The sequence below is a fragment of the Riemerella anatipestifer genome, assembly GCF_009670965.2.
Classification (GTDB): domain Bacteria; phylum Bacteroidota; class Bacteroidia; order Flavobacteriales; family Weeksellaceae; genus Riemerella; species Riemerella anatipestifer_B.
In genome coordinates, this window is record NZ_CP073239.1 from 662,119 (window position 1) to 687,445 (window position 25,327).

23 protein-coding genes and 2 tRNA genes are annotated in these 25,327 nt (G+C 33.9%); 15 read left to right on the forward strand and 10 right to left on the reverse strand.

What is annotated here, in order from left to right; translation table 11 throughout:
* Window positions 1-9 precede the first annotated feature (9 nt).
* The gene (locus D1J36_RS03015) at window positions 10-2,403 is read right to left on the reverse strand and encodes a thrombospondin type 3 repeat-containing protein (protein ID WP_252339423.1); all 2,394 of its coding nucleotides are present in this window, start codon (window positions 2,401-2,403) and stop codon (window positions 10-12) included.
* 115 nt (window positions 2,404-2,518) lie between these two features.
* Here D1J36_RS03015 and D1J36_RS03020 point away from each other — a divergent pair, with 115 nt between their 5' ends.
* The 3 genes from D1J36_RS03020 to D1J36_RS03030 are packed head-to-tail and all read left to right on the forward strand — an operon-like array spanning window position 2,519 to window position 5,200.
* A complete protein-coding gene (locus D1J36_RS03020) occupies window positions 2,519-3,769 on the forward strand; it encodes a dicarboxylate/amino acid:cation symporter (RefSeq protein WP_154137804.1) in 1,251 nt (416 codons plus the stop codon).
* 57 nt (window positions 3,770-3,826) lie between these two features.
* On the forward strand, window positions 3,827-4,930 hold the full coding sequence (locus tag D1J36_RS03025) for an Mrp/NBP35 family ATP-binding protein (RefSeq protein WP_154137803.1): 1,104 nt from the start codon (window positions 3,827-3,829) through the stop codon (window positions 4,928-4,930).
* A 33-nt stretch (window positions 4,931-4,963) separates the two neighbouring features.
* Window positions 4,964-5,200 (forward strand): NifU family protein, encoded by a 237-nt coding sequence (locus D1J36_RS03030; protein WP_004918179.1) that lies wholly within the window; start codon window positions 4,964-4,966, stop codon window positions 5,198-5,200.
* 62 nt (window positions 5,201-5,262) lie between these two features.
* Here D1J36_RS03030 and D1J36_RS03035 read toward each other — a convergent pair whose 3' ends face one another.
* Complete coding sequence (locus D1J36_RS03035; protein ID WP_154137802.1) at window positions 5,263-5,697, reverse strand: exosortase F system-associated membrane protein; 435 nt, start codon at window positions 5,695-5,697, stop codon at window positions 5,263-5,265.
* Window positions 5,681-6,208, reverse strand: a complete 528-nt coding sequence (gene xrtF, locus D1J36_RS03040) for an exosortase family protein XrtF (protein WP_154137801.1) — start codon at window positions 6,206-6,208, stop codon at window positions 5,681-5,683. Before xrtF ends, D1J36_RS03035 begins: the two co-directional genes overlap by 17 nt.
* A 187-nt stretch (window positions 6,209-6,395) precedes the next feature.
* Between xrtF and D1J36_RS03045 the strand changes: the two genes are divergently transcribed.
* From D1J36_RS03045 to D1J36_RS03060, 4 genes are all read left to right on the forward strand, one after another.
* The gene (locus D1J36_RS03045; protein WP_154137800.1) at window positions 6,396-7,244 is read left to right on the forward strand and encodes a hydroxymethylglutaryl-CoA lyase; all 849 of its coding nucleotides are present in this window, start codon (window positions 6,396-6,398) and stop codon (window positions 7,242-7,244) included.
* 88 nt (window positions 7,245-7,332) lie between these two features.
* On the forward strand, window positions 7,333-8,874 hold the full coding sequence (locus tag D1J36_RS03050) for a glycine--tRNA ligase (protein WP_154137799.1): 1,542 nt from the start codon (window positions 7,333-7,335) through the stop codon (window positions 8,872-8,874).
* A gap of 115 nt (window positions 8,875-8,989) precedes the next feature.
* Window positions 8,990-10,210, forward strand: coding sequence for an aminotransferase class V-fold PLP-dependent enzyme (locus D1J36_RS03055; protein ID WP_154137798.1), 1,221 nt, complete (start codon window positions 8,990-8,992; stop codon window positions 10,208-10,210).
* Between the two features lie 146 nt (window positions 10,211-10,356).
* Window positions 10,357-12,087 carry an erythromycin esterase family protein gene (locus tag D1J36_RS03060; protein ID WP_154137797.1) on the forward strand — a complete coding sequence of 577 codons (1,731 nt, stop codon included), beginning with the start codon at window positions 10,357-10,359 and terminating at the stop codon, window positions 12,085-12,087.
* 99 nt (window positions 12,088-12,186) lie between these two features.
* Here the strand turns inward: D1J36_RS03060 and D1J36_RS03065 are convergent, their stop codons facing one another.
* Window positions 12,187-12,672, reverse strand: a complete 486-nt coding sequence (locus D1J36_RS03065; RefSeq protein ID WP_154137796.1) for a YkgJ family cysteine cluster protein — start codon at window positions 12,670-12,672, stop codon at window positions 12,187-12,189.
* 52 nt (window positions 12,673-12,724) lie between these two features.
* Here D1J36_RS03065 and D1J36_RS03070 point away from each other — a divergent pair, with 52 nt between their 5' ends.
* A complete protein-coding gene (locus D1J36_RS03070; protein WP_154137795.1) occupies window positions 12,725-13,174 on the forward strand; it encodes a GNAT family N-acetyltransferase in 450 nt (149 codons plus the stop codon).
* A 71-nt stretch (window positions 13,175-13,245) separates the two neighbouring features.
* Here the strand turns inward: D1J36_RS03070 and D1J36_RS03075 are convergent.
* The 4 genes from D1J36_RS03075 to D1J36_RS03090 form a co-directional block, all read right to left on the reverse strand.
* Window positions 13,246-13,317 (reverse strand) — tRNA-Glu (locus D1J36_RS03075).
* 12 nt (window positions 13,318-13,329) lie between these two features.
* A complete protein-coding gene (gene rpsT / locus D1J36_RS03080; protein WP_038693773.1) occupies window positions 13,330-13,584 on the reverse strand; it encodes a 30S ribosomal protein S20 in 255 nt (84 codons plus the stop codon).
* A gap of 79 nt (window positions 13,585-13,663) precedes the next feature.
* Window positions 13,664-13,735, reverse strand: a tRNA-Glu gene (locus tag D1J36_RS03085).
* A 58-nt stretch (window positions 13,736-13,793) separates the two neighbouring features.
* Window positions 13,794-15,086, reverse strand: a complete 1,293-nt coding sequence (locus D1J36_RS03090; protein ID WP_154137794.1) for an N-acetylmuramoyl-L-alanine amidase family protein — start codon at window positions 15,084-15,086, stop codon at window positions 13,794-13,796.
* Window positions 15,087-15,107: 21 nt separating this feature from the next.
* On the opposite strand from D1J36_RS03090, the gene D1J36_RS03095 reads away from it, so the two are divergent.
* The 7 genes from D1J36_RS03095 (at window position 15,108) to D1J36_RS03125 (ending at window position 23,729) form a co-directional block, all read left to right on the forward strand.
* The gene (locus tag D1J36_RS03095; protein ID WP_154137793.1) at window positions 15,108-17,717 is read left to right on the forward strand and encodes a putative LPS assembly protein LptD; all 2,610 of its coding nucleotides are present in this window, start codon (window positions 15,108-15,110) and stop codon (window positions 17,715-17,717) included.
* 88 nt (window positions 17,718-17,805) lie between these two features.
* A complete protein-coding gene (locus D1J36_RS03100; RefSeq protein WP_014937958.1) occupies window positions 17,806-18,186 on the forward strand; it encodes a RidA family protein in 381 nt (126 codons plus the stop codon).
* Window positions 18,187-18,630: a hypothetical protein gene (locus D1J36_RS03105; protein ID WP_014937957.1), complete on the forward strand. Its 444-nt coding sequence runs from the start codon at window positions 18,187-18,189 to the stop codon at window positions 18,628-18,630. It abuts the gene before it with no gap.
* A gap of 107 nt (window positions 18,631-18,737) precedes the next feature.
* Window positions 18,738-20,030, forward strand: coding sequence for a phosphopyruvate hydratase (gene eno / locus D1J36_RS03110; protein WP_013446939.1), 1,293 nt, complete (start codon window positions 18,738-18,740; stop codon window positions 20,028-20,030).
* Window positions 20,031-20,134: 104 nt separating this feature from the next.
* Window positions 20,135-21,421 carry a citrate synthase gene (locus D1J36_RS03115; RefSeq protein ID WP_154137792.1) on the forward strand — a complete coding sequence of 429 codons (1,287 nt, stop codon included), beginning with the start codon at window positions 20,135-20,137 and terminating at the stop codon, window positions 21,419-21,421.
* Between the two features lie 218 nt (window positions 21,422-21,639).
* Complete coding sequence (locus D1J36_RS03120) at window positions 21,640-22,554, forward strand: dimethylarginine dimethylaminohydrolase family protein (protein ID WP_154137791.1); 915 nt, start codon at window positions 21,640-21,642, stop codon at window positions 22,552-22,554.
* A 92-nt stretch (window positions 22,555-22,646) separates the two neighbouring features.
* Window positions 22,647-23,729, forward strand: coding sequence for a baeRF3 domain-containing protein (locus D1J36_RS03125; protein ID WP_154137790.1), 1,083 nt, complete (start codon window positions 22,647-22,649; stop codon window positions 23,727-23,729).
* Between the two features lie 79 nt (window positions 23,730-23,808).
* Here the strand turns inward: D1J36_RS03125 and rplQ are convergent, their stop codons facing one another.
* Window positions 23,809-24,303: a 50S ribosomal protein L17 gene (gene rplQ / locus D1J36_RS03130; protein WP_154137789.1), complete on the reverse strand. Its 495-nt coding sequence runs from the start codon at window positions 24,301-24,303 to the stop codon at window positions 23,809-23,811.
* Between the two features lie 8 nt (window positions 24,304-24,311).
* Complete coding sequence (locus D1J36_RS03135; protein ID WP_004917361.1) at window positions 24,312-25,307, reverse strand: DNA-directed RNA polymerase subunit alpha; 996 nt, start codon at window positions 25,305-25,307, stop codon at window positions 24,312-24,314.
* Between the last annotated feature and the right edge of the window lie 20 nt (window positions 25,308-25,327).

Consider the following 25,327-nt stretch of genomic DNA (forward strand, 5'->3'; position numbering starts at 1 on the left):
TGTGTTTCTCTATTTATTAAAGACTTCTCCTTGAGGGCATCCTTGCTTGTTCATACACTTCCATGCTCTGATAACACTAGGTGATGATTGTGTTTCCACATAAGCTTTTAGGCAGTTTTCGGTTGTATCGTACACCATCATACCTATAACAGGATTTACTATTGCTTGTATTTCAGTTGTACTCATTCTTGTAATTGTAAAGCCTTTGGTACTTGCTTCTAGTGCAATATGCCCTCCTTTTCTAGACATAGGCCAATTATCCGCATCTATATTACCTGATCTTCCTAAAGCAGTTATACCTACTTTAGTATCTAATGGATTTAATACTATTGTAGTATTCTTTAAAGTACAAAAGCATCTATCATTATTTGATACATCATAAGGCGCATTATTATTAACATCTTGCCCTACCGAAAGAGCATCTACATGAGCTACACCCTGTGTTCCGGAAGTATTATTGGTAGCTGTATTTACTATTTCAGGCACACCAAAAGCTGAGCTTAGTTTTGATACAATATCTGTCCCCGTAGTAGATACATTTCCTTTCGCGTTGGCTATGATAGACCATTTTCTAGCAAAAAAAGGTGTTGTCATATCTGCTGCTGCTAGATGAGTCATATTCACATTATCTGAGCCCTCTACTGCATCTGGACAACTATCACCATCTGAATCTAAATCTAAATAATTTGGTAAACCATCACCATCTATATCACAATAAGGTCTAATTGCAAAAGCAACTCCTTGTCCTCCAATCGCATTATTCATCCATTCTAATGTAACATTTAGCATCGTTGCTTCTGTAGTAAATAATGCATTACCATTAGCTGAGCCTGAATTGTTCTGCTTTTGTGTATCTGTATACACCAATGTGTTTGTACCCGCACCTGTTATTGTATAAGTAAGCCCATTGTCTTCTAAAAAAGTAAATGGTGTACCGTTTGTTACAAAAGTAATTTTTTCATTTCCCAAATAGGTAGCCTCTATATCCATGGGAATGATTTGAAATTTCAGCCTAGGATCTGAACTGGTAAATGTTATATTAAAAGATGCCTTTCTATTAACAGGATTTGCTCCATCTCCTTTAGAATATAACCCTTCTTGAAAATTACTACCATCTAAATTATACAAATCTTTTATACCTGAACCTGCCCATGTACTTATATCGTTACCAACAAAAGAAGCATTTCCTGTAAATCCTGAAATAGTTGCAGTATAAGTTACACCATTTAAAGTAGTAGATCTGCTTATAGTACCTGTAGTACTATCTAATGTAGCACCAGACCAATTAAAAAAGACTAATTGCCCTTTATATAAACCTTTCCCAGTAGCACTACTAGTAGGGTTATTGGGTAAATTACAAAAAGTTTTTTCAAGAGAATCAGGAATACCATCATTATCAGCATCTAAATCTATAACATCAGCAACACCATCACCATCTGTATCTACCCCTGGAACTGTAAAAGATTGGCTAGAACTAGAGTTACATACACCCTTACTAGCAACCACAGTATAAGTTGTTTCGTAAGAAATATTTGAAATAACTCCTCCCGCTCCTACTGTAGGACCACTTGGAGAAAAAGTATAGCTATAACTAGAATCGTAATTAGATATTGTTGCACTACCGTTATTATAATAAGTAGCAGGCGTTACTGAAACCACAGGTGTAGGAGGAACCACACAAGATACTTTAATTGCTACATATATCACTGCAGTTCTATTAGCTGGAGCATCATTAGGTGGTGTATAATTAATTGTTAATGTCTTAGTAGGAGCAGACGATTTTTTCCAGCTAATCCACTCTGTACCTTTACCATCTGAGCCACGATAAGTACCTGAAGAATAAGAGGAAGTTGTAATTGTGGCTCCTGCATATCCTCCTGCAACATTTCCTCCATTAGAAACTCCAAAAGCCACACTGCTAAAAGTAGCTCCACCATCCATAGATAAAGAAAAATCATCGTCCCACAACACTCCCGTTACAGTAGATTTATCAGCATCTGTAATTACCAATTCGTCTATCATAACTGCATTTGCGAAATTGAAGGTCACAGAGTTTAAATCATTATTGTAAGCAGAGCTTTCTATTTTAAGAACCTGAGTAGCAATATTAGCCCCATTGAAGTTATTTACTAACCCTCCCGAAGGTTGTATTAACCCTGAGTTGGCAGAAAAAATATTAGATCTACCATAGACAGCACCTTTCGTAACGCCTACATTTACTGCTCCTGTTATAGGGTTATTGGAAGCACTAGCCGTTGCAGTAGGGGTCCCTTCTGTACCTGCAGGTGGTAGCGTTGTAGAACCACTCCCCAAAATATCCCATGTAATCCAACTTTGTGCATTAACAGCTCCAAAAAATAATACTAAGAATAGTTTTAGAGTTAAATGTAAAGACTTTTTCATTTATATATAATTTATTGAACCCCAAGTACAATCAAAAACCTTGCCATAAAATAAAGACTATTTTTAAATCTTCAAAAAAGCCTATATTTGCATTTTAACCTAAAAAATACCATACATGAAAGGACAAAATAAACTCTTTATAGCAATATTACTAGGGCTTATTATAGGAATTGGATTAGGCGGTTTAGTTCACCTACAATATCCTGATAGTGCAGAGGTCTTTTCTAAAAATATAAAGTTACTAGGAACTATCTTTATCAGGCTTGTCCAAATGATTATTGCACCGCTTGTATTTACCACTTTGGTGGTGGGCATAGCCAAAATGAGCGATATAAAAATGATAGGCAGAGTAGGTACTAAAGCAATGCTATGGTTTTTAACGGCTTCTTTGGTTTCTCTAATGATAGGGCTTGTATTTGTAAATTGGCTAGAACCAGGTAAAGTAACTCAACTCCCAGTGCAAGATGTAAGTGCAGCGACAGAAATCGTAAATAATAGCAAAGGCTTCTCGTTAGAGGATTTTGTGAAGCATATCATTCCTAAAAGTTTATTTGAAGCTTTTGCTACTAATGAGGTACTGCAAATAGTGGTGTTTTCAATTATGTTTGGGGTAGCTCTTTCTCAGTTGGGAGAAGCTCATTCTAAACCAATTATTAAGGCTTTTGATATTTGCGCTCATGCTATTCTTAAAATGGTGGGGTATATTATGTGGGTAGCTCCATTGGGAGTACTGGGTGCTATTGCTGCAGTTGTTGCCACTAATGGTTTTGAGATATTTATGGTTTACGCTGTTTACCTAAGAGACTTTTTCTTTGCATTGGGTATCCTTTGGCTAGTCCTATGTGCCGTTGGTTATTTAATACTTGGGAACAGATTGTTTGATTTATTAAAAAGAATCAAAGAGCCATTACTTATTGCATTCTCAACTACCAGCTCTGAAGCTGTTTTTCCGAAACTTGTAGAAGAACTAGAGAAGTTTGGAGCAAACAATAGAATAGTCTCCTTTATCCTACCTTTAGGATATTCGTTTAATTTGGATGGGAGCATGATGTATATGACCTTTGCATCTATCTTTATTGCTCAAATTTATGGAGTAGATATGTCTATTGGGCAACAAATCACAATGCTTTTGGTTCTTATGCTTACTTCCAAAGGGATTGCAGGTGTGCCTCGAGCTAGTTTAGTAATTATTGTAGCTACCTGTTCTATGTTTGGAATTCCACCAGAAGGCATCGCTCTCATATTACCAATAGACCATTTTTGTGATATGGGAAGAAGTATGACTAATGTACTGGGTAATGCGCTAGCAACTTCCGCTGTCTCTAAATGGGAAGGACAGCTAGATGCTCCTACAGAAAACATATAAAAAGAAAAACACTTACAAAAAATAAATCCTTAAATTTGTATTTCTAAAAAGAAAATAATGATAAAAAAAGATAGAGTATTAGCTTTTTTAAAAGAGGTTGAGGTAGATGACTTGGTAAATAATGTCCAAGTTATGGGTAATGATGTCTACATTGATATGACGGCACATTCCCCAGCAATGCATGAGAAAAAAAAGCTAGAAGCAGCAATGAAACAGGCTTTTGCATCTGAGTTTGGGGAAGAGGTCGTTTTAAAGTTGAAAATCGTTTCTCCAGAACCATCTGAAGCTCAACTTAATCAAATTAAAGGGAAAGAAATCCCAGGCATAAAAAACATCATCGCTATTGCCTCTGGAAAAGGAGGTGTAGGAAAGTCTACAGTAGCTGCTAACCTTGCGATATCTTTGGTTAAAATGGGCTTTAAAGTAGGTTTACTAGATGCGGATATCTATGGCCCATCTGTACCTACCATGTTTGATACTGAAGGGCAAAAACCTATTTCTATTGAAGAAAACGGCAGAAATCTAATGAAGCCAATTGAAAATTATGGGGTTAAAATGCTATCCATCGGTTATTTTTCTGGAGCTAATCAAGCGGTAGTATGGAGAGGTCCTATGGCTGCAAAAGCTCTCAACCAAATGCTGAGAGATGCTGCGTGGGGCGAATTGGATTTCTTATTGATAGACCTACCTCCAGGAACGGGTGATATTCATCTTTCTATTATACAAGAAGTACCTGTAACAGGAGCTGTTATTGTAAGCACCCCACAACATATTGCTCTTGCAGATGTTAAGAAAGGTATTGCAATGTTCCAAATGGAAAGTATCAATATTCCAGTTTTAGGTTTAATAGAGAATATGGCTTATTTTACACCAGAAGAATTACCTGATAATAAGTATTATATCTTTGGTAAACAAGGAGCACAATATATGGCGGAAGACTTAGGCATACCTGTATTGGGCGAAATTCCTCTAATCCAAAGTATAAGAGAAGCTGGTGATATAGGAAGACCAGCAGCTTTGCAAGATGGTTCTAAAATTGCAGAAATCTATACAGAAACCACTCAGAAAATGGTAGAGAGCTTAGTGGAAAGAAATAAAAATCTACCTCCTACAGAAGCCGTTAAAATAACTACGATGGCAGGGTGTTCTCCAAAAAAATAATTACCATATTATATTTAAAGAATTAAAATAAAGATGGAAAATAATAGTCTAGAAGTAAGAGTAGAAAATGCACTAGAAAGCATTCGCCCTTTTCTTAACAAAGATGGTGGAGATATAGAGCTCATCAAAATAGAAGACACTGTAGTCTATGTGAAATTACTAGGTAACTGCTCTGGGTGTCCTGTAAGTTTCTCTACAATGAAGCTAGGCGTAGAAAATACAGTTAAAGAAAAGGTTCCTGAAATTACACGAGTAGAAAATGTAGAATAGTTTATAAATTATAAAAAAAGGCTTATCTGTAATAAATTAGATAAGCCTTTTTGTTTTGTAATTTAATTCTTGTTCTTCACATCCATATAATAAAACATTGGAATGATGAGCAATAAAATTATAGGTTGAATAACAAATCTACGAACATAAAAAGCTAAAAGCAATCCTGAGTCAAATTCCGTATAAACTAGATAGAGATAGATAGGAAAAGTAATTAAAAAAACTAATAACATTAAAACACAAGCTAACATTGTCTTTGTTTTATCTTTAAAAAGAAAATAAACAATGATTAGCGAAAAAAATAAATTAAGTATCAGCCTAAAAAGATGTCCTGAAACAAGTTTTCCCCACTGAAAAACAGGGAATACTTTAGCTCCATCCATAGTTTTGAAATAGATTAAAAAAGGGTCATAAAATAGAGTTTCTTCTAAAAAACGAACCCCTATCAAACCAATAATACCGAGTATAACAAATACAAGATTACCTTTGAACTTCATCTTTCAGTACAAAAAATTTAATCCAAATTATCCATAATACAACCACACTTCCGTAAATAATCGCAGGGAATATATAATCATGGGCAGCTTTACCATAAGATGGATATTCAAGTAGCACCACATTTATTCCAACAATCCTAAGTATATTTATGATATACAGAAATATAACTCCTGAAAAAACAAAAATAAAAGTCTTAAAACCTCTATAAAACGCAAAAATAAATGCTATAAAAAGTATTATTACAGATACAGCATTACAACCTTCTACCATTCTAGACACATACTCTCCACCTACATAATACCACAAAGTATTATGCTCTGGTTGAGGTATGGCTTGCGAAGGATAACCTATGTTATTCTGTATCAAAGTACATTGGTTGGCCACATGTACTGACAAGCCATCTAAACCTTCTTGAGTGTTCAAATAAAACTGATAAATTCCCAGCAAGGCTAAATAAACTAATAAAAATCTTAATAGGATTTTTAGTGTGGGTTTAAAATCTTCAAACATAATACACAAAGGTAAATATTATCAGACAAAAACCATTATATATCTTCAAAATTACATTGTAATCTTGAAAGTCAACCCAACTCTAAAATATAATAAATAAATGATTATCAAAATATTAAAATAAAATTTACTTTTAAAAAGTTTTTATTATATTTGGAAACTAGAGTTTATCTCCTAAACCCAAATTATGTTTCTAACAGAATGTCCGCGTGATGCCATGCAAGGTTGGAGTGAGTTTATTCCAACAGATACAAAAATCAATTACCTTAATACTTTAATGGAGGTAGGGTTTGATGTGTTGGACTGTGGTAGCTTTGTTTCTCCTAAAGCCATTCCGCAGATGGCAGACTCTGGGGAAGTACTGGATAATATAGATAAATCTTTATCAAACACCAAACTATCCGTTATTGTAGCTAACATAACAGGAGCAGAGAAAGCGCTTTCTCATTCTAATGTGGATATTTTAGGATTTCCTTTTTCTATATCCGAAACCTTTCAGTTTAGAAACACCAATAAAGACCAAGAAGAAGCATTTAATCAGGTAAAAACCATTTTAGAAATGGTAAAGTCTGAGAATAAAACGTTTAATCTTTACTTTTCTATGGCATTTGGAAATCCATACGGAGAAGATTGGAAATGGGAAGATGTTGCCTTTTGGGCGAACCGATTTTCGGAAATAGGAGTAAAAAATATATTACTTTCAGATACCACAGGGGTAGCCACTGCGGAAAGCATTGCACTTTTATTTGATAAAATTCCTGCGAATCACCCTGATATTAGTTTTGGTGCTCATTTTCATAACAGATACGAAGATTCTTACATTAAACTAAAAGCAGCGTACGATAAAGGTTGCAGACGATTTGATTCGGCTATAAAAGGGATAGGCGGTTGCCCAATGGCTAAAGATGACCTTGTGGGGAATATGCCCACGGAACAGCTTTTCAACTTTATGAATTTAGAAAAGATAGAGATTAAGCAGAATATGCTTCATTTTGAATCTGCTTGGAATATTGCCAAATCTATTTTCCATTTTTAAATATCAATCCATTTTTATCAAATAGAATTTGATTTTACCTCAAAATTAAAATTAAAAAAGTTATTTTTGCAGGTATATTCTAAATATTATGGCTAAGCAAGAAGACGATTTTAAGAAAGTGGTATCCCACGCTAAAGAATATGGGTTTATCTTTCCATCTAGTGAAATATACGACGGACTATCTGCTGTTTATGATTATGGGCAAAATGGTGCCGAACTAAAAAATAATATTAAGCAATATTGGTGGAAAGCCATGACTCAGCTTAATGAAAACATCGTTGGGTTAGACTCTGCTATCCTAATGCACCCTACTACATGGAAGGCTTCTGGGCATGTGGACGCCTTCAACGACCCTTTGATAGACAACAAAGATTCCAAGAAAAGATTTAGAGCCGATGTGCTTATAGAAGACTATTGTGCAAAATTAGAAGATAAGGCGCAGAAAGAAATAGCTAAAGCTCAAAAAAGATTTGGTGCTGATTTTGACGAAGAACAATTTGTAAATACCAACCCTAGAGTTCTAGAGTATAGAGAAAGACAGAAAAGTATTCTTACTAGAATGGCTAAATCTCTTGATAATAATGATTTAGCTGATGTTAAAGCCCTTATAGAAGAACTAGAAATTGCTGACCCTGACACAGGCTCTAAAAACTGGACAGAAGTAAGACAGTTTAACCTAATGTTTGGGACTAAACTAGGAGCTTCCGCGGAAAACGCTATGGAGCTTTACCTAAGACCAGAGACAGCACAAGGTATTTTTGTAAACTTCGCTAATGTACAGAAAACTTCTAGACATAAACTCCCTTTTGGGATTGCTCAAATTGGAAAAGCGTTTAGAAATGAAATTGTAGCTAGACAATTCATTTTCCGTATGAGAGAGTTTGAACAAATGGAAATGCAGTTTTTTGTAGCTCCAGGAACGGAATTGTCATTCTACGAAGAATGGAAACAAAAACGACTTAATTGGCATTTGGCACTTGGATTAGGTACGGAAAATTATAAGTTCCACGACCACGAAAAACTAGCTCATTATGCCAATGCAGCAGCCGATATAGAATTTAAATTCCCATTCGGATTTAAAGAGCTAGAAGGTATCCATTCAAGAACAGACTTTGACCTTTCTGCACACGAGAAATTCTCAGGTAGAAAACTACAATATTTTGACCCAGAAAGAGGCGAAAGCTATGTGCCTTATGTGGTAGAAACTTCTGTAGGATTAGACAGAATGTTCCTAGCCGTGTTCTCTAGCTCTCTTAAAGAAGAGGCTTTAGAAGATGGCTCTACAAGAACGGTATTGTCTTTACCTCCAGCTTTAGCTCCTGTAAAAGCGGCTATTTTGCCATTAGTGAAAAAAGACGGATTACCAGAATTTGCGGAAAAAATCTTCAACGAATTAAAGTACGATTTTAATGTCATATTTGAAGAAAAAGATAGTATTGGTAAGCGTTACAGAAGACAAGATGCCATAGGTACACCTTTCTGTATTACTGTAGACCACGATTCACTCAATGATAATACAGTAACTCTTAGAGAAAGAGATACAATGAAACAAGAAAGAGTATCTGTGGAAGACCTGAGAAAAATTATAGATGATAAAGTAAACTTTAGAACACTTTTATCTAAAATCTAAAATTTAAAATAAATAATTTTTGCATAAAAGCCTTGCCTAAATAATTTGGTAAGGCTTTTTTGTTGTAAACTTAATTCACTACCTTTGAACTTTAATTTAATCTAAATTAGTTAAAATGCTAGACATTAAATATATAAGAAGTCAATTTCCTATTTTATCTCAAAAAGTTAATGGTAAAGATTTGGTTTATTTAGATAACGGGGCATCTTCGCAAAAGCCTATTTCTGTTTTGCAGGCTTGGGAAAATTATTACAAAGAAATCAATGCTAATGTGCATAGAGGCATACATACTTTGAGCCAATTGGCAACCGAAGCTATGGAAAAGGCTCGTAAAAAAGTTCAAACTTTTATCAATTCGAAGCACGATTATGAAATTATTTTCACGAGAGGAACTACGGAATCCATCAACTTAGTCGCTTATGCCCTTACGCCTCATATCAAGCAAGGTGATGAAATCATTATTTCCTACCTAGAACATCACTCTAATATTGTACCTTGGCAGATGCTGTGCCAGAGAACAGGGGCTATACTAAGGGTAATTCCTATGGATGAAAATGGCATACTGCAAATAGATGTTTTAGATGAATGGCTTTCTGAAAAAACAAAATTAGTATCGGTAAATCAAGTATCTAATGCCTTGGGAGTCATCAATCCAATAGAGAAAATTATAGCAAAAACAAGACGATTATCAGACGCTTTAATATTGATAGACGGAGCACAATCAGTGCCACATTTTAAAATAGATGTTCAAAAATTAGACTGTGATTTTTTTGTATTTTCGGGACACAAAATGTACGCTCCTATGGGAACGGGTATTCTTTATGGTAAGGAGAAAGCTCTTAATTCTTTGGCTCCATTTCACGGTGGCGGAGAAATGATAGCCACTTGTTCCTTTGAAGAAACTACCTATGCCGAACTTCCGTTTAGGTTTGAAGCAGGAACGCCTAATGTAGGAGGTAATATTGCACTAGGAGCAGCCGTGGATTTTATGATGACAATAGGTCATAACGATATACAAAACCACGAAAATAAACTAATGCGATATGCTCAAAACCAACTAAAACAAATGGAAGGCGTACATATCTATGCAGAAAAAGCGCCTAGAGTTGGTGCTATTTCTTTCAATCTTGATGGCGTGGGTATAGCTTCTGATGTAGGTATGATTTTAGACAAAATGGGCATAGCCGTAAGAACGGGACACCATTGTACACAGCCTATCATGAAGTTTTTTGATATAGCTGGTACAGTAAGAGCTAGTTTTGCGGTTTATAATACCTTAGAAGAAATAGATATTTTTGTAGAAGGATTGAAAAAAGCACAAAAAATGTTGAGGTGATTTAAGAGTTAGCAGAAATGTTGCCAAATGTTCTCGCAAACATTAGCATTTTTTAACAAAGTTTAAATAAATTTTAAAGTAGGAAATAGAGAGGTTCTTAAAATATTATTTTTTCTTTGAAGCCTAAACTAAAATCAACTCAAATTATGAAGTCAAAAATCTTAATTCTTTCATTATTATCAAACCTTCTTTTTTCACAATCTAGAATGAACCTTGGTTTTGAAAATGTATCCGACAATAATAAAATGTTAAAATGGAGATCAAACAAAAAAAATCAAAGCATTGAAATTGATACTTTAGTTAAATTTGAAGGAAACAGAAGTTTGAAAATTACAGGAGAAAGTATATCATCAGATGATAAAAATGATTTTGCTGTAGTGATGCAAACGATTCCAAAAAAATATCTCAACGGAAAAGAATTTGTGCTTAAAGCAAGGATAAAATCAAAAAGTAATTTTGATGGTGTAGCCTTTCCCTATTTAAGAACATTAGATAAAGACAAAAAAAATGTTTCATTTCTCAATCAGCAAGACAAACCAGTAAAAGGAAATACAGATTGGCAAGAAGTAACAATAAAAATACCTATCCTAGAAAATGTGGAAAATCTAGACTTTGGATTTGTGTATAAAGGAAAAGGGATAGCTTGGTTTGATAAAGTTGAGATACTACTTGACGGAAAACCTATTGAGAAACCTGTAAAGGAATTAACTCCCGAACAGATTACAGCGATAAAAAAATATGTTTATCCGCTAAGTTCATTTGAACCAACTTCGAGTGATAATACTGATCTAGAAATATTAAAGACATTAGTAGGTAATTCTAAAGTAGTCGCTTTGGGAGAAGCGACGCACGGAACAAGCGAGATTTATAAAATGAAGGATAGACTAACTCGCTACTTGGTAAAAAATCACAAATTTGATATTTTTTCGCTCGAAGCATATATGCAACAAGCCTATCTTGCAAATGACTATACCATAAAAAATACTGCAACGCTCAATGAAGCATTGCAAAACCTTGTCTTCTTTGTTTGGAAAACCGAAGAGATGTCTACAATGTTACAATGGATGAAACAATATAATAATGGCTCTCAAAAAATTCTTTTCACAGGTTTTGATATGCAAGATGCTACTGAACCAATAAAGCAGTTATATGAAGCATTTTCGGAAGATAAAGATATTGTCAAAAAAATTGAGAAATTGTCTTCCACTGTTAAAGAATTTGCGTACGAGAATAGAGGAAATATAAAATCTTATATTCTTAAAAAAGAACAAGCAGATATTATTTATCCTATTATTGCAGAATTAAAAACTAAAATAAATGAAAATTCAAAATTTTCTACAAATGATAAATCTTGGCAAACCCAAAATGTTAGAATTATCGAGCAATTATTAGAAAAATCAAGTATTAATCGAGATAAATTTATGGCTGAAAATTTCTTATGGATAAAAGAACATAACCCAAACTCCAAATTCATAATTTCAGCACATAATGGACATGTTAATACTGTGAAAAATAGAATGGGCAAATTTTTGAAAGACAAGTTACAAAATGATTATAAAACTTTCGGATTTGCTTTTTTTGACGGAGAATATACAGCAAGAGGAACTAAAGATAAAATGCTAGCAACACAAACCGCACAAAAACCATATTTGGGAACTTATGAATATTGGATGAATTCTTTAAATGTCCCATACTTTATATTAGACCTAAATGAAATGAAAAAAGACAACGATCTAAGTTGGTTGGTTTCCGATTTGGACTTTAGATCAGTTGGCCACACAAAACCATTAAATGAATTTTATCAAACGGATATTTCTGATAATTATGACTATCTAATTTTCATTAATAAATCAACAAGTGCAAAACGACTTGAATAAAAAAACATTTCTGCCAACATAGCATTTGCAAAAGGAGGAGTAGGGAATGGTAGAAAATTTAGTAATTTTTCATCGAAAAATGCTTTTCCCAGAATGAAATTACTCTATTTTTTCTCGCATTTTCTCAACCCATTTAAAGGCTGCAGGACATATTTCTATATTTTTAATTGTAAGATGATTGATTTGGTAAATCTTCTTTCTATCCGTATGGGGAAACTCTCGGCAGGCTTTGGGACGGACTTCATAAATCATACAAGTATTATCAGAGAACAGAAATGGGCAAGGCAATTGTTGTAATACCCAATCATTATCTTCGTCTATCCTTAGATATTTTTCCTCAAACTGAGTAGGTTTTAGCTTTAAAAATTTGGAAATTCGCTCTATATCTTGTGTTGTAAAAAGAGGCCCCGTGGTTTTACAACAGTTAGCACAAGACAGACAGTCTATCTCATCAAATACTTCATCGTGAATTTCTTTGGTAAGATAATCTAGATTTTTAGGTGGTTTTTTCTTGAGTTTATCTAAGAATTTTTTATGTTCTTTATGCTTCTGTTGAGCATTTTGCCTATTAAGTTCCAAATCCATAGTGCAAATTTACTAAATTTGAACATCACAATTCATAGCATTGATATCAATAATGGAAAGCTTAATCATCAGAGAATATCAAGAAGGAGACAAAGATAATCTTCTCAGTATTTTAAAATTAAATATTCCTCATTTCTTTGCAGAGGAAGAACTAAATGATTTCAAAATATATCTCGAACAAAAAATTGAATACTACTTTGTGGCAGAATACAAGGGTAAAATAGTTGGTTCAGGAGGTATTAACTTAGAACATGCTTCTAAAATTGCAAAAATAAGTTGGGATTTTATAAACCCTCAATACCACGGTTTAGGTATAGGAAGAAAACTTTTAGAATACAGAATTGATATAATAAAAGCAATGCATAAAGATTATAAAATTATAGTGAGAACTTCACAATATGTTTATCCGTTTTATGAGAAGAATGGTTTTGTATTGGAAAGCATTATAAAAGATTACTGGTCACAAGGATTTGATTTGTACTTAATGCAATACAAATTCTAATTATCAATTCAGTTTAAAAACTTATATAAAACAAATAACCTGCAAACCAAATTGATTTGCAGGTTATTTAGTAGCCCGTAGGGGAATCGAACCCCTCTTGCAAGAATGAAAATCTTGAGTCCTAACCGATAGACGAACGGGCCGCTATAATTTCATTAAGCTAACTTGTTAACGTGCTTAGTTAACTTACTTTTTAAATTAGCCGCTTTATTCTTGTGAATAATATTTCTTTTAGCAAGCTTATCTATCAAAGAAATTACCTTAGGCAATTGCTCTGACGCAACTTTTTTATCTTCCTCATTTCTTAATACTTTCACAGCAGTTCTAGTAGTCTTGTGATAGTATCTGTTACGAAGTCTTCTAACTTCATTCTGTCTTATTCTCTTAAGTGCTGATTTATGATTTGCCATAACTTTCTAATAAACTTGGTTGCAAAAATATGCTTTTTTTTTAAATTACCAAAATTATTTTAAAAAAAATTAAATTTAGTAGCCTATAGGGGAATCGAACCCCTGTTGCAAGAATGAAAATCTTGAGTCCTAACCACTAGACGAATAGGCCATTTCAATTTTGGACTGCAAAAATACAGCTTTTTTTGAAATTACAAAATTTTCACCAACTATTTTATAACTTTTTCTACAACAATATTTTTAACACCCTTATTTTCAATAGATTTCATTTCAGAAATAGCTTCCTCCAAAGTAGAGAATTTACCATAGGTATAGTAAAATTTACCACCATTTCGGTTTCTTTCAACATTATTCAATGTTTTAAGTATATAAGAATCATTCCCTAATTTTTTGTCTGTAACAGCCACTTCTAAAGTATAATATCCTTGTGCTAACTTCTGATTAGGTACAAAACCTATAGCCACAGCATTTCTAAAACCGGCATCTTTTGCTGTTTTCACATTAGCATCTTTTATAGAAGCATAATTTGTAGTCCCATAATAATATTTATAGAAATTACCTTCCTTCATTGTAAAAACATAATTAAGCCCTTTCAAAGCAGGATCTCCATCATTAAACTTATCAGCAGAACTCATCAGCAGAACTCTAAAATCATTTTTTAGTGGTTGCTCTTTAGGTTTCTCTGGCACATCATTAAAGCTAGGTCTTCCGCTTGTTTTATCATGAAGCTTTTTATATGCTACTACTGCATTATATATACTTTGAACTATAGCTTTTTGTCCAGAATCTGAAGATAAATAGGCTGCCTCATCATAATTACTAATAAAACCCATCTCTATAAGTACCGAAGGCATAGCATTTAACCTTAATACATGAAGGTTTTTTTGTTTAACTCCCCTAGAAAATCTTTTATCTTTATTCACAAAGTTATCCTCTACAAAACTTCCGAAAATAAGACTTCTTTCCAAATATTTTTGTTGTTGAAGTTTAAGGGCTATCAAAGATTCTGGCGTTTTAGGGTCATAGGAAGCGAATGTTTGTTTGTCTTCTTCATCTAGAAAAATAACATCATTTTCAGACTTCGCTACCTCTAAATTAGCTGCATTTTGATCTGGCCCTTGCACAAAGGTTTCTGTACCATAGGCACTACTTTTTGCAGCGTTGCAATGTATAGAAATAAACAAATCAGCCTTAGAACGGTTAGCTAAATTGGTTCTAGAAGTTAAGTTAGGATATATATCTTCTTTTCTTGTATAAATTATTCTAAGATCTTTGTTTTTTTCTAGCATTTCACCTAACTTCAATACTACTGAAAGAGTAACATCTTTTTCTCTTACTGTCCCCAAATCACTATAACTTCTGTAAGCACCGTGGTCACTCCCACCATGCCCAGCATCGAGAACGATAGTGAATTTTTTCTGAGCCGTTATAGTTACGAATAAAACACTAAAAAAAAGTGCTAAATATTTTTTTATGGGAAATATATATTTAATCGTGTTCATTTTTGATAAATTTTACTAATTTTGAAGCCAAATTTTCAATATAAAGCATTGGCAAAAAACAGCTCCAAAAATACTTTACTTATTTTAATTATCCTAATTTTTAACAATTTTTTAGCACAAAATACTCCTCGTACAAACGCTAAAAATATTGAGGATAAATCTGTAAAAAAGGACAGCCTATCCCCTCGTAAAGAATCCCTCGAGGGTACCGTGAAAATGCAATCCGAAAACCAAAGGAATGACGTTCAAAAGAAAATGACTTACCTTAATAAAAAGGCTAAAGTACAGTATTTGGACATGACTATAGAAGCAGATTACATATCCATAAATTGGGAGAACGGAGATATTTTTGCAAGAGGGGAGCAAGACGAAAATGGGAAAATTATAACTCCCGCTTCCTCTACTCAAGCAGGTAAAAAATACGAATACAACGAGGTTAAGTTTAACTTTAAAAATAAAAAGGCTATTGCCTACAATGCTAGAACCGAAGAACAGGAAGGCGTTATTGTAGCTCAAAAAACAAAAAAGGTAAACGACTCTGTTTTCTTTATGCGAAACGGAGTTTACACTACTGATGAATATTTTTTAAAGAAAAAAGACAGTCTTGCAGACTATCATTTAGCAGCACCTAATATCAAATTGATTAAAGGGAAAAATGCCTCAAGGGTAATTACAGGACCTATACAAATGTACATAGAGCAAGTCCCTACCCCTCTAGTAATGCCATTTGCAATACTCCCCTTTTCTGATAAAAGAACCGCAGGCATCTTAATTCCGAGTTTTGGAGAAAGACAAGATGTAGGTTTTTTCCTGAATAACTTTGGTTATTACCAACCTATAGGTGAACACTTTGATTTAAAAGTCTTCTTAGATTTTTATACCAAAGGAAGTTGGAACATTCGTCCCGAGCTAGGTTATAAGAAAAACTACAAGTATAATGGTGTCTTCTCTGCAGATGTAGGTACTACAGTGCACGGTATAAAAGGACTCAGTACCTACTCTAAATCTAGTACTTATCGTATTACTTGGCGGCATACTCAAGATGCTAAAGCTAATCCATTTTTTAACTTTTCTGCCTCTGTAGATATGGTTAGTAATCGTTTTTACAACAATACAATCAATAACAATTATATCTTCAATCAAGATGTTCTTAGAACACAACAGAACTCCGCCATTAGCATTACCAAAAGATTTCTCAATCTACCTATAAGCATCACAGGAAGTGCCACTTACTCTCAAAATTTCGCCACAGGAGATGTTAATATCAGACTTCCTCAGCTTAATGTAATGATAAACCAATTCTACCTATTCAAGCCTAAAACAGGCGTAAGAACTGGTCTTCTAGAAAATATTTATGTGAACACAAGTCTATCATTGGATAACTACGTAAATACCACTCAAAAACAAGCCTTCACAAAAGATATGTGGAGCAATATGCAAACTGGCGTGAGAGTTCCTGTAGCATTAACTACTAATACTTCTGTAATGAAGTATTTTACACTCTCTTTGGGAGCAAACTTCAATAATGTATTAACTACAAAAACTCTAAACAAAAGCTACAACCCTATAAGTAACACCACAGTAAATACCTATCAAAATAATATTGCTGGGTACTCTACTTTTTCTACTTCTGCTGGTTTACAGACCGTAATTTATGGGCAAGCCAATTTTAGGAAAGGAGCAAGGATACAAGCCATAAGACATATGGTTTCTCCTAGTGTGAGCTTTTCTTATACACCTGACTTTGGTAAATCTAATTGGGGATATTACCGAAACTTTTACGGTGCAGATGGTTCTATAAATTCTTATTCTATATTTGAAGGAAGTATTTTTGGAACCCCCTCCCGTGGGCTATCTCAAACTATCAGCTTTAACATCAATAATAATATTGAAATGAAAGTTCGGTCTAAGACAGACTCTACTGGAGTTAAAAAGATTAAAATATTTGAAAATATCAATATTTCTGGAGGCTATAACTTTGCGGCTGAAAAATTCAAATGGTCAGCTTTCAATATCAGCTCTCAAAACTCACTCTTTAATAATAAGCTGAATATAAACTCTAGCCTTTCATTAGACCCTTATAAAATAGTGTTTAGTTCAGACTCCAACATAGGAGAACGAGTGGATAAGTTTGGATATTTTAACCTTCAAAATTTTAATATTCAACTATCTTATCCTCTAAGTAGTTCTTTATTCGCAAGTAAAGACAAGGACAGCCAAGCAAAGTATAAAACCAAAGGCAGTATAATGCAAGAGAAATATTCTTTTGATGATGATAACTATGCTCATTTTGAACAGCCTTGGACACTAAATATCAATGCCAATTACAACTACTCAAAAGCTCAAACAAGATTTGGTACTAGAGTAGCCTCTATAGGGCTAGATGGTAATATTAAACTAACGCCATTTTGGACCATCAGTGGAAGTACCCATTACGATTTGATCAGTAAAGAACTAGCCTATGGAAGACTAGGTTTCTCTAGAGACCAAAGGAGTTTTACTATCAACTTTAATTGGGTACCTTTCGGAAGATTTAAGGTCTATGATTTCTTCATCGGCATCAAAGCCAACATATTAAGAGACGCAGTAAAATACAGAGAACGTAGTTTCCCACAACAAAGCGATTTTTAATTTTTTAAACACTTCTTTTAACACCAAGAAAAAAACTTTTATATTTGCCCTCTCAAAATTTAAACTAATCCCAAACATCATAAATATCATGAAAACAATTATATCAACCAATAACGCTCCTGCTGCTATAGGTCCTTACTCACAGGCTAATATGGTAAATGGGGTTTTGTATATTTCAGGGCAAATCCCCATCAATCCTAGTAATGGCGAGTTGGTTACAGGAATAGAGAATGAGGCTCATCAAGTAATGAAAAACTTGGAAGCCATACTAAAAGAGGCAGGAATGTCTTTCTCTAATGTCGTAAAATCTACTATTTTCTTGAAAAATATGGATGATTTTGGCCTCGTTAATGATATCTATGCATCTTATCTAGACAGCACACAGCTCCCTGCTAGAGAAACTGTACAGGTAAGTAAATTACCTAAAGACGTGAATGTAGAAATTTCTATGATTGCACACCAATTTTAAATGGACTTTGTTAGAAATACCATAGGAGTTTTATTAGGTCTAACCGCCGCAGGGCTTATCATCACACTAGGAGTTAGGCTGAATCCTTCGTGGATAAATTATAGCACTTTTTCTCCCTTTGAACAATGGGAAAAGGTACTATATTCTGTAAAAAATAAAAACGGATTTTTTATTGCATTGCTTTTCTCCTCTGGTTTAGCTGCCACCATAGGTGGTGTAACCACAGCTATTGTTGTAAAATATGCCAAAGTGGCTTACGCCATTCTAATAGGCTTTATTCTTTTATTTCTAGCGATGCTAGACATCATTATCTTTCCATACCACCCTACTTTTTATAAGATAACTATATTTCTAGTATTCTTTCCATTCTCTTGGTTAGGAGGAAAAATAGTGGAAGTAATTTACAACAAAGGTAAAAAGAAGCGTAGAACTAACACAAACTAAAAACTAGCCTTAACCTCCTCTAAATCCATAAAAATAATCGAATTTATCTTCGCTTTTTTACTTAGAATTAGCTAAATTTGTAGAGTTATTTTTAAAAATATAATACAATGAGTTACATTTCTTACATTGAAGCAAGACAAATTTTAGATTCTCGTGGTAATCCTACTGTAGAGGTAGATGTATTCACAGAAAATGGTGCTATGGGTAGAGCGGCTGTTCCTTCTGGAGCCTCTACAGGAGAGCACGAAGCCGTAGAACTTCGTGATGGTGGTTCAGAATATGTTGGAAAAGGTGTTCTAAAGGCTGTAGAAAATGTAAGGGAAGTTATCGCTCCTGAACTTATAGGTCTTCCTGTTTTTGACCAAAACTTGATAGACCAAGTGATGATAGATTTAGACGGCACTGCTAATAAAGGTAAACTAGGCGCTAATGCTATACTAGGAGTTTCTCTTGCAGCTGCAAAAGCTGCCGCTACCGAGCTTAGAATGCCTCTTTATAAATACATCGGTGGTGTAAACGCAAATACACTACCTGTTCCTATGATGAATGTTATCAATGGGGGTTCTCACTCTGACGCTCCTATTGCATTCCAAGAGTTTATGATTATGCCTGTAAAAGCAGATTCTTTCTCTCATGCTCTAAGAAAAGGAACTGAAATATTCCATAGCTTAAAATCTATCCTTAAAGGAAGAGGATTGTCTACAGCAGTAGGAGACGAAGGTGGTTTTGCACCTACATTCAACGGTACAGAAGATGCTCTTGACACCCTTCTACAAGCAATAGAAAAAGCAGGGTACAAACCAGGTGATGATATTATGCTTGCACTAGACTGTGCTTCTTCAGAATTTTATGTAGATGGAACTTATGATTATAGAAAATTTGAAGGAGACAAAGGTGCTCACAGAAGCAGAGAAGAACAAGTATCTTACCTTGCTGAATTAACTCAAAAATACCCTATCATCTCTATAGAAGACGGTATGCATGAAGACGACTGGCAAGGTTGGAAAATGCTTACAGATAAGATAGGAGATAGAGTACAACTAGTAGGTGATGATTTATTTGTAACCAATGTAGAAAGACTTTCTAGAGGTATTAAAGAAGAGGTGGCTAATTCGATTTTAGTAAAAGTAAACCAAATCGGTTCTTTATCCGAAACTTTAGCAGCGGTACAGATGGCACAACACAACAAATACACTTCTGTAATGTCTCACCGCTCTGGAGAAACTGAAGATGCTACTATTGCTGATTTAGCGGTAGCTTGCAACTGCGGACAAATAAAAACAGGTTCAGCTTCTCGTTCTGATAGAATGGCTAAGTATAACCAACTTTTGAGGATAGAAGAAGCTCTTGGAGAAACAGCAATATTCCCAGGTCTTGATGCCTTTAAAGTAAAAAGATAATACATAAAAACAATCATTATTATAGCATTTATCTTTTGTGATAAGTGCTATTTTTTATTATCTTTATCGCAAAATTTAAGAAAAAAATATAAAATAATTAGATTATGTCTGACAATAAAGTTTTATTAAAGTACGATGGAAAGGAGTATGAATATCCTATCGTAGATAGTGTTTTAGGAGATAGAGGTATTGATATTTCTAAATTAAGAGATGAAACAGGACTTATAACCCTAGATAAAGGCTACAAAAATACAGGTGCTACTATTAGTAAAATCACTTTCCTAGATGGTGACCAAGGAGAGCTATTCTATAGAGGCTATCCTATAGAACAAATCGCAGAGAAGTCTAACTTTACAGAAGTAATGTACTTATTACTTCATGGAGAATTACCTACAGAAGAGCAATTCAAAACTTTTGAAGATAGTATCAAAAACTACAACTGGGTAGCAGAAGAAATGAAAAAGCTGATGGATGCATTCCCTCGCTCTGCGCACCCTATGGGAGTTTTATCTTCTCTTACTTCCGCTCTCACAGCGTTTAATCCTAGAGCAGTAGATGTTAAATCTAAGGAAGATTTAGACCATGCAGCGGTAATGCTTATTGCTAAGTTTTCTCACCTTGCTGCTTGGACTTACAGAAAAAAACAAGGGTTACCTCTTAATCACGGAGATAATAAGTTAAACTATGTAGAAAACTTCTACAAGATGTGTTTCCGTATGCCAAACCAAGAGTTTGAGATGGACCCTGTTATTGTAGATGCCTTAGATAAACTTCTTATTCTTCACGCAGACCATGAGCAAAACTGTTCTACTTCTACAGTAAGAATGGTGGGTTCTGCACACACAGGTTTATTTGCTTCTATTTCTGCTGGAGTTTCTGCCCTTTGGGGACCACTTCACGGTGGAGCTAACCAAGCCGTGATAGAAATGCTAGAGATGATAGAAAAAGATGGTGGAGATGTAGAAAAATATGTAAAGAAAGCTAAGGATAAAGAAGATAGCTTCCGTCTAATGGGCTTCGGACACAGAGTTTACAAAAACTTCGACCCTAGAGCGAAGATTATCAAGAAGGCAGCTGATGATATTCTTGGTAAATTAGGTATCCATGATAAAGCTCTGGATATCGCAATGCAACTTGAGAAAGTAGCTCTAGAAGACGATTACTTTGTAGAAAGAAAACTTTATCCAAACGTAGACTTCTACTCTGGTATCATATACAGAGCTTTAGGAATTCCTACTGAAATGTTTACAGTAATGTTTGCCTTAGGAAGACTACCAGGATGGATTTCTCAATGGAAAGAAATGAGACTTATGGAAGACCCTATCGGAAGACCTAGACAAGTTTACCAAGGTGCTGGAAAAAGAGATTACACTCCAATGAACCAAAGATAATAGTCGGTAAAATATCTCTAAAATATTAAATCTTTCCTTTTTTGTAAAAGGAAAGATTTTTTTATAATACCATAATGCAAATTCTACTATTAGTTTTACACCAACTTTTTCAATTCAACTTTTTTGTTTAAATTGGTTGCGTTAAAAGAGATTCACTCTCTTTGAAATTCTTTATCTCCTTTGAGATATTGATAAATAAACTCAAAAAATAATTCTATATGAAATTAAATATAAAAAACGAAACAGGTAGATTAAAATCAGTTGTTTTAGGGCAGCCACATTCTAATGGTCCAATTCCTACACTAGAAGAAAGCTATGATGCAAAATCTTATCACTCTATAGAAAATAATATTTATCCTAAAGAGGGTGACATCATTAACGAAATGGACGCTTTTGAAGCTGTTTTAAGAAAGTATGATGTAGAAGTTTTTCGTCCAGAAATTATTCAAGATTATAATCAGGTTTTTGCTAGAGATGTTGCTTTCGTTATAGAAGACAGAATGATTATCTCTAATGTAATCCCTGACAGAGCTGATGAACAAGAAGCTTACCGTAAAATATTTGAAAAGGTAGAGTGGCGTAAAATTATTAACCTTCCAGACACAGCTCATATAGAAGGTGGAGATGTTATTGTATGGAATAACTTTATCTTCATAGGAACTTGTTTCAGTGAAGACTACCGAAATTTTAAAACTGCTAGAACCAACGAATATGCTATAGAAACTCTCAAAGAGTACTTCCCTAAAAAAAGAATTTTAGACTTTGATTTAAAGAAAAACGACAGAGTACCATACCAAGGTATACTTCATTTGGACTGTACCTTTAATCCTGTAGGAAAAGACAAATGCATCATTTACAAAGATGGCTTTGTAGATGAGAGCGATTATCATTTAATCTTAGATATTTTTGGAAAAGAAAATTGCTTTGAGGTAACTTCTGAAGAAATGTTTGCAATGTTCCCTAATATTTTCTCTATATCTCCAGAAGTAGTGGTTTCTGATAAAGCTTTTACTAGAATGAATAACCATCTTCGCGACGAATGGGGACTTACAGTAGAAGAAATTCCTTACAGAGAGATTTCTAAAATGGGAGGGCTATTAAGATGCTCTACCATGCCTCTAGTAAGAGAGTAATATACTGCAAACAAACACTTTATGTTAAAAATCATGTGAAGTCACGGGAGTTTGGCACTAATTATGCATAGAATAACAAAAAAAATAAGTCTATGAATTTACAAGTAAAATTGCAAAAATTAGCCAGCGAAGTGTCAAACCCCTGTGTGACTTTATCTCTAAACACACATAGAACTTACCCTGATAACAGGCAAGATGAAATAGTTCTAAAAAACTTAGTAAGAGAAGCCAAAAACAGGTTAGAGGAAAAGTTTAGCAACTCTAGAGAAATCAAAGAAGTTTTAGACAAACTAGAGGCTGTACCTGAAAAGATAAACCATGATTATAATCTAGATGGGCTTCATATTTTTATTTCTAAAGATACAGAAGAAATCATAAAAACAGCCTTCCCTGTAACCAAACACGAGACCTATGTAGACAATACATTTGTGATAAGACCTTTAATACTAGCTGTAAATAGAAGTTTTGAATACCTTATCGTAGTTCTAAAAAAAGATGGAGTCCCATTATATAGAGCCACAAATGATGCCGTTTTAGAGGAAATTAAAAATGAGGATTTTCCATTCCATGAAACACCACTTCATCCTAAAAATGATAAAAGAAAAAGTGATAGTAGCCATGTAGATGATTTGGATAGAGAGTATTTTAATCATGTAGATAAAGCCATTTTAGAAGTGGCAAGAGCTCATTCATTAAAAGTAGTAGTAATCTCTACAGAAGACAATTACAGTAAGTTGCAACAAGTTGCTGATAATAAAGATATTTATTTAGGACATATCGATATAAATTATAATGAGCTAAAAGAACATCAAATAGCAGAAGAAGCTTATAAACTAGTGCGAGAGCATAAAATTCAGCTAAGAAAAAATGCTATTGAAGAGCTAAAAGAAGCTATTTCTCAGTCTCATGTACAAACTGATTTACAAGAGATTTATCGTTCAGCGATAGATGGTAGAGCTGAGCTACTAATTGTAAGAAAAGATTATGAACAACCCGTAAGAATGCTTAATGATAGAGAATTTGAATTAGTAGAAGACAGCAAAGAGGTAGGAGTTGAAGACGACATTATATCTAATATTTCTTGGGAAGTTCTAAGTAAAGGAGGTCGAGTAATATTTACTTCTGATTCATCTTTTGATGAGTTTGGAAATATAGCTTTAAAAGTAAGGTATTAGTAATAATTATAAAAATATAGTAACAAAAAAAACGCTTCCAAAAATTGGAAGCGTTTTTTTATCTTAGATGAATAAATCTTTATTCTTCTACTTTCTCATCATTAGCTGCAGGAGCTTCTTCTTGAGCAGCTACCTCTTCTTTTTTAGTAGCAGGAGCAGCCTTTCTACGACTTCTTCTAGTCGTTTTCTTTTCTACTTCGTTAGGATTGTAAAGCTCATTGAAATCTACAAGCTCTATCATTGCCATATCAGCAGAATCTCCTTGTCTAAATCCAGTTTTAATGATTCTACAATAACCACCGTTTCTCTCTGCAATTTTAGGAGCTATAGTTCTAAAAAGCTCACTAACAGCATATTTATTTTGTAAATAAGAGAAAACTACTCTTCTGTTATGTGTAGTATCTTCTTTAGATTTAGTAAGGATAGGCTCTACATATACTCTCAAAGCCTTAGCTTTAGCTACTGTAGTATTTATTCTTTTATGTTCAATTAGGGAACAAGCCATATTAGAAAGCATAGCTTTTCTATGAGAAGCAGTTCTACCTAAATGATTGAATTTTTTTCCGTGTCTCATTTTAAGGATTATTTATCAGCGTCTAACTTATATTTACTTACATCAAAACCGAAGTTAAGTCCCTTAGAATGAACAAGCTCTTCAAGTTCGGTTAATGATTTCTTTCCGAAGTTTCTAAATTTCATCAAATCAGATTTACTATAAGAAACTAGTTCACCTAGAGTCTCTACTTCAGCTGCTTTCAAGCAGTTAAGAGCCCTAACAGAAAGGTCCATCTCTGCTAGTTTAGACTTAAGTAATTGTCTAGTGTGTAATGTTTCTTCATCATACTGAATAGATGCCTTTACCGCTTCCGTTTCCAATGTAATTCTCTCATCAGAGAACAACATGAAGTGGTATATAAGGATTTTAGAAGCTTCTATTAAAGCATTCTGAGGAGAGATAGAACCGTCAGTTTCTATATCTAGAATTAATTTTTCATAATCCGTTTTCTGCTCTACACGATAGTTTTCTACGCTGTACTTAACCTTTTTTATTGGAGTATAAATAGAGTCAATAGCAATAGTACCGATAGGAGCATTATTTGATTTATTTTGTTCTGAAGGAACATAACCTCTACCTTTATTGATGCTAAAATTCATTTCTAAATTTACATCTTTTGTAAGATTACAAATCACCAATTCAGGATTTAAAACTTCAAAACCAGAAATAAATTTACCTAAATCTCCTGCTGTAAGCTGTTCTAAGTTAGCTATTTTAGCTGTAACTTGCTCAGACGGAGCATTCTCAGACTTAGCCTTTAAGCGAAGCTGTTTTAAGTTTAAAATAATTTCTGTTACATCTTCTATAACTCCTGGAATGGTGGAAAATTCGTGCTCTACGCCTTCTATTTTGATAGATGTAATAGCATAACCTTCTAAAGAAGAGAGCAATACTCTTCTTAAAGCATGACCGACAGTTAATCCATAACCTGGCTCCAAAGGTCTAAATTCAAACTGACCTTGAAACTCTGTGGAGTTAAGTAGGATTACTTTATCGGGTTTTATAAAATTTAAAATTGCCATAGTTTTGGGTTGAGCAAAAA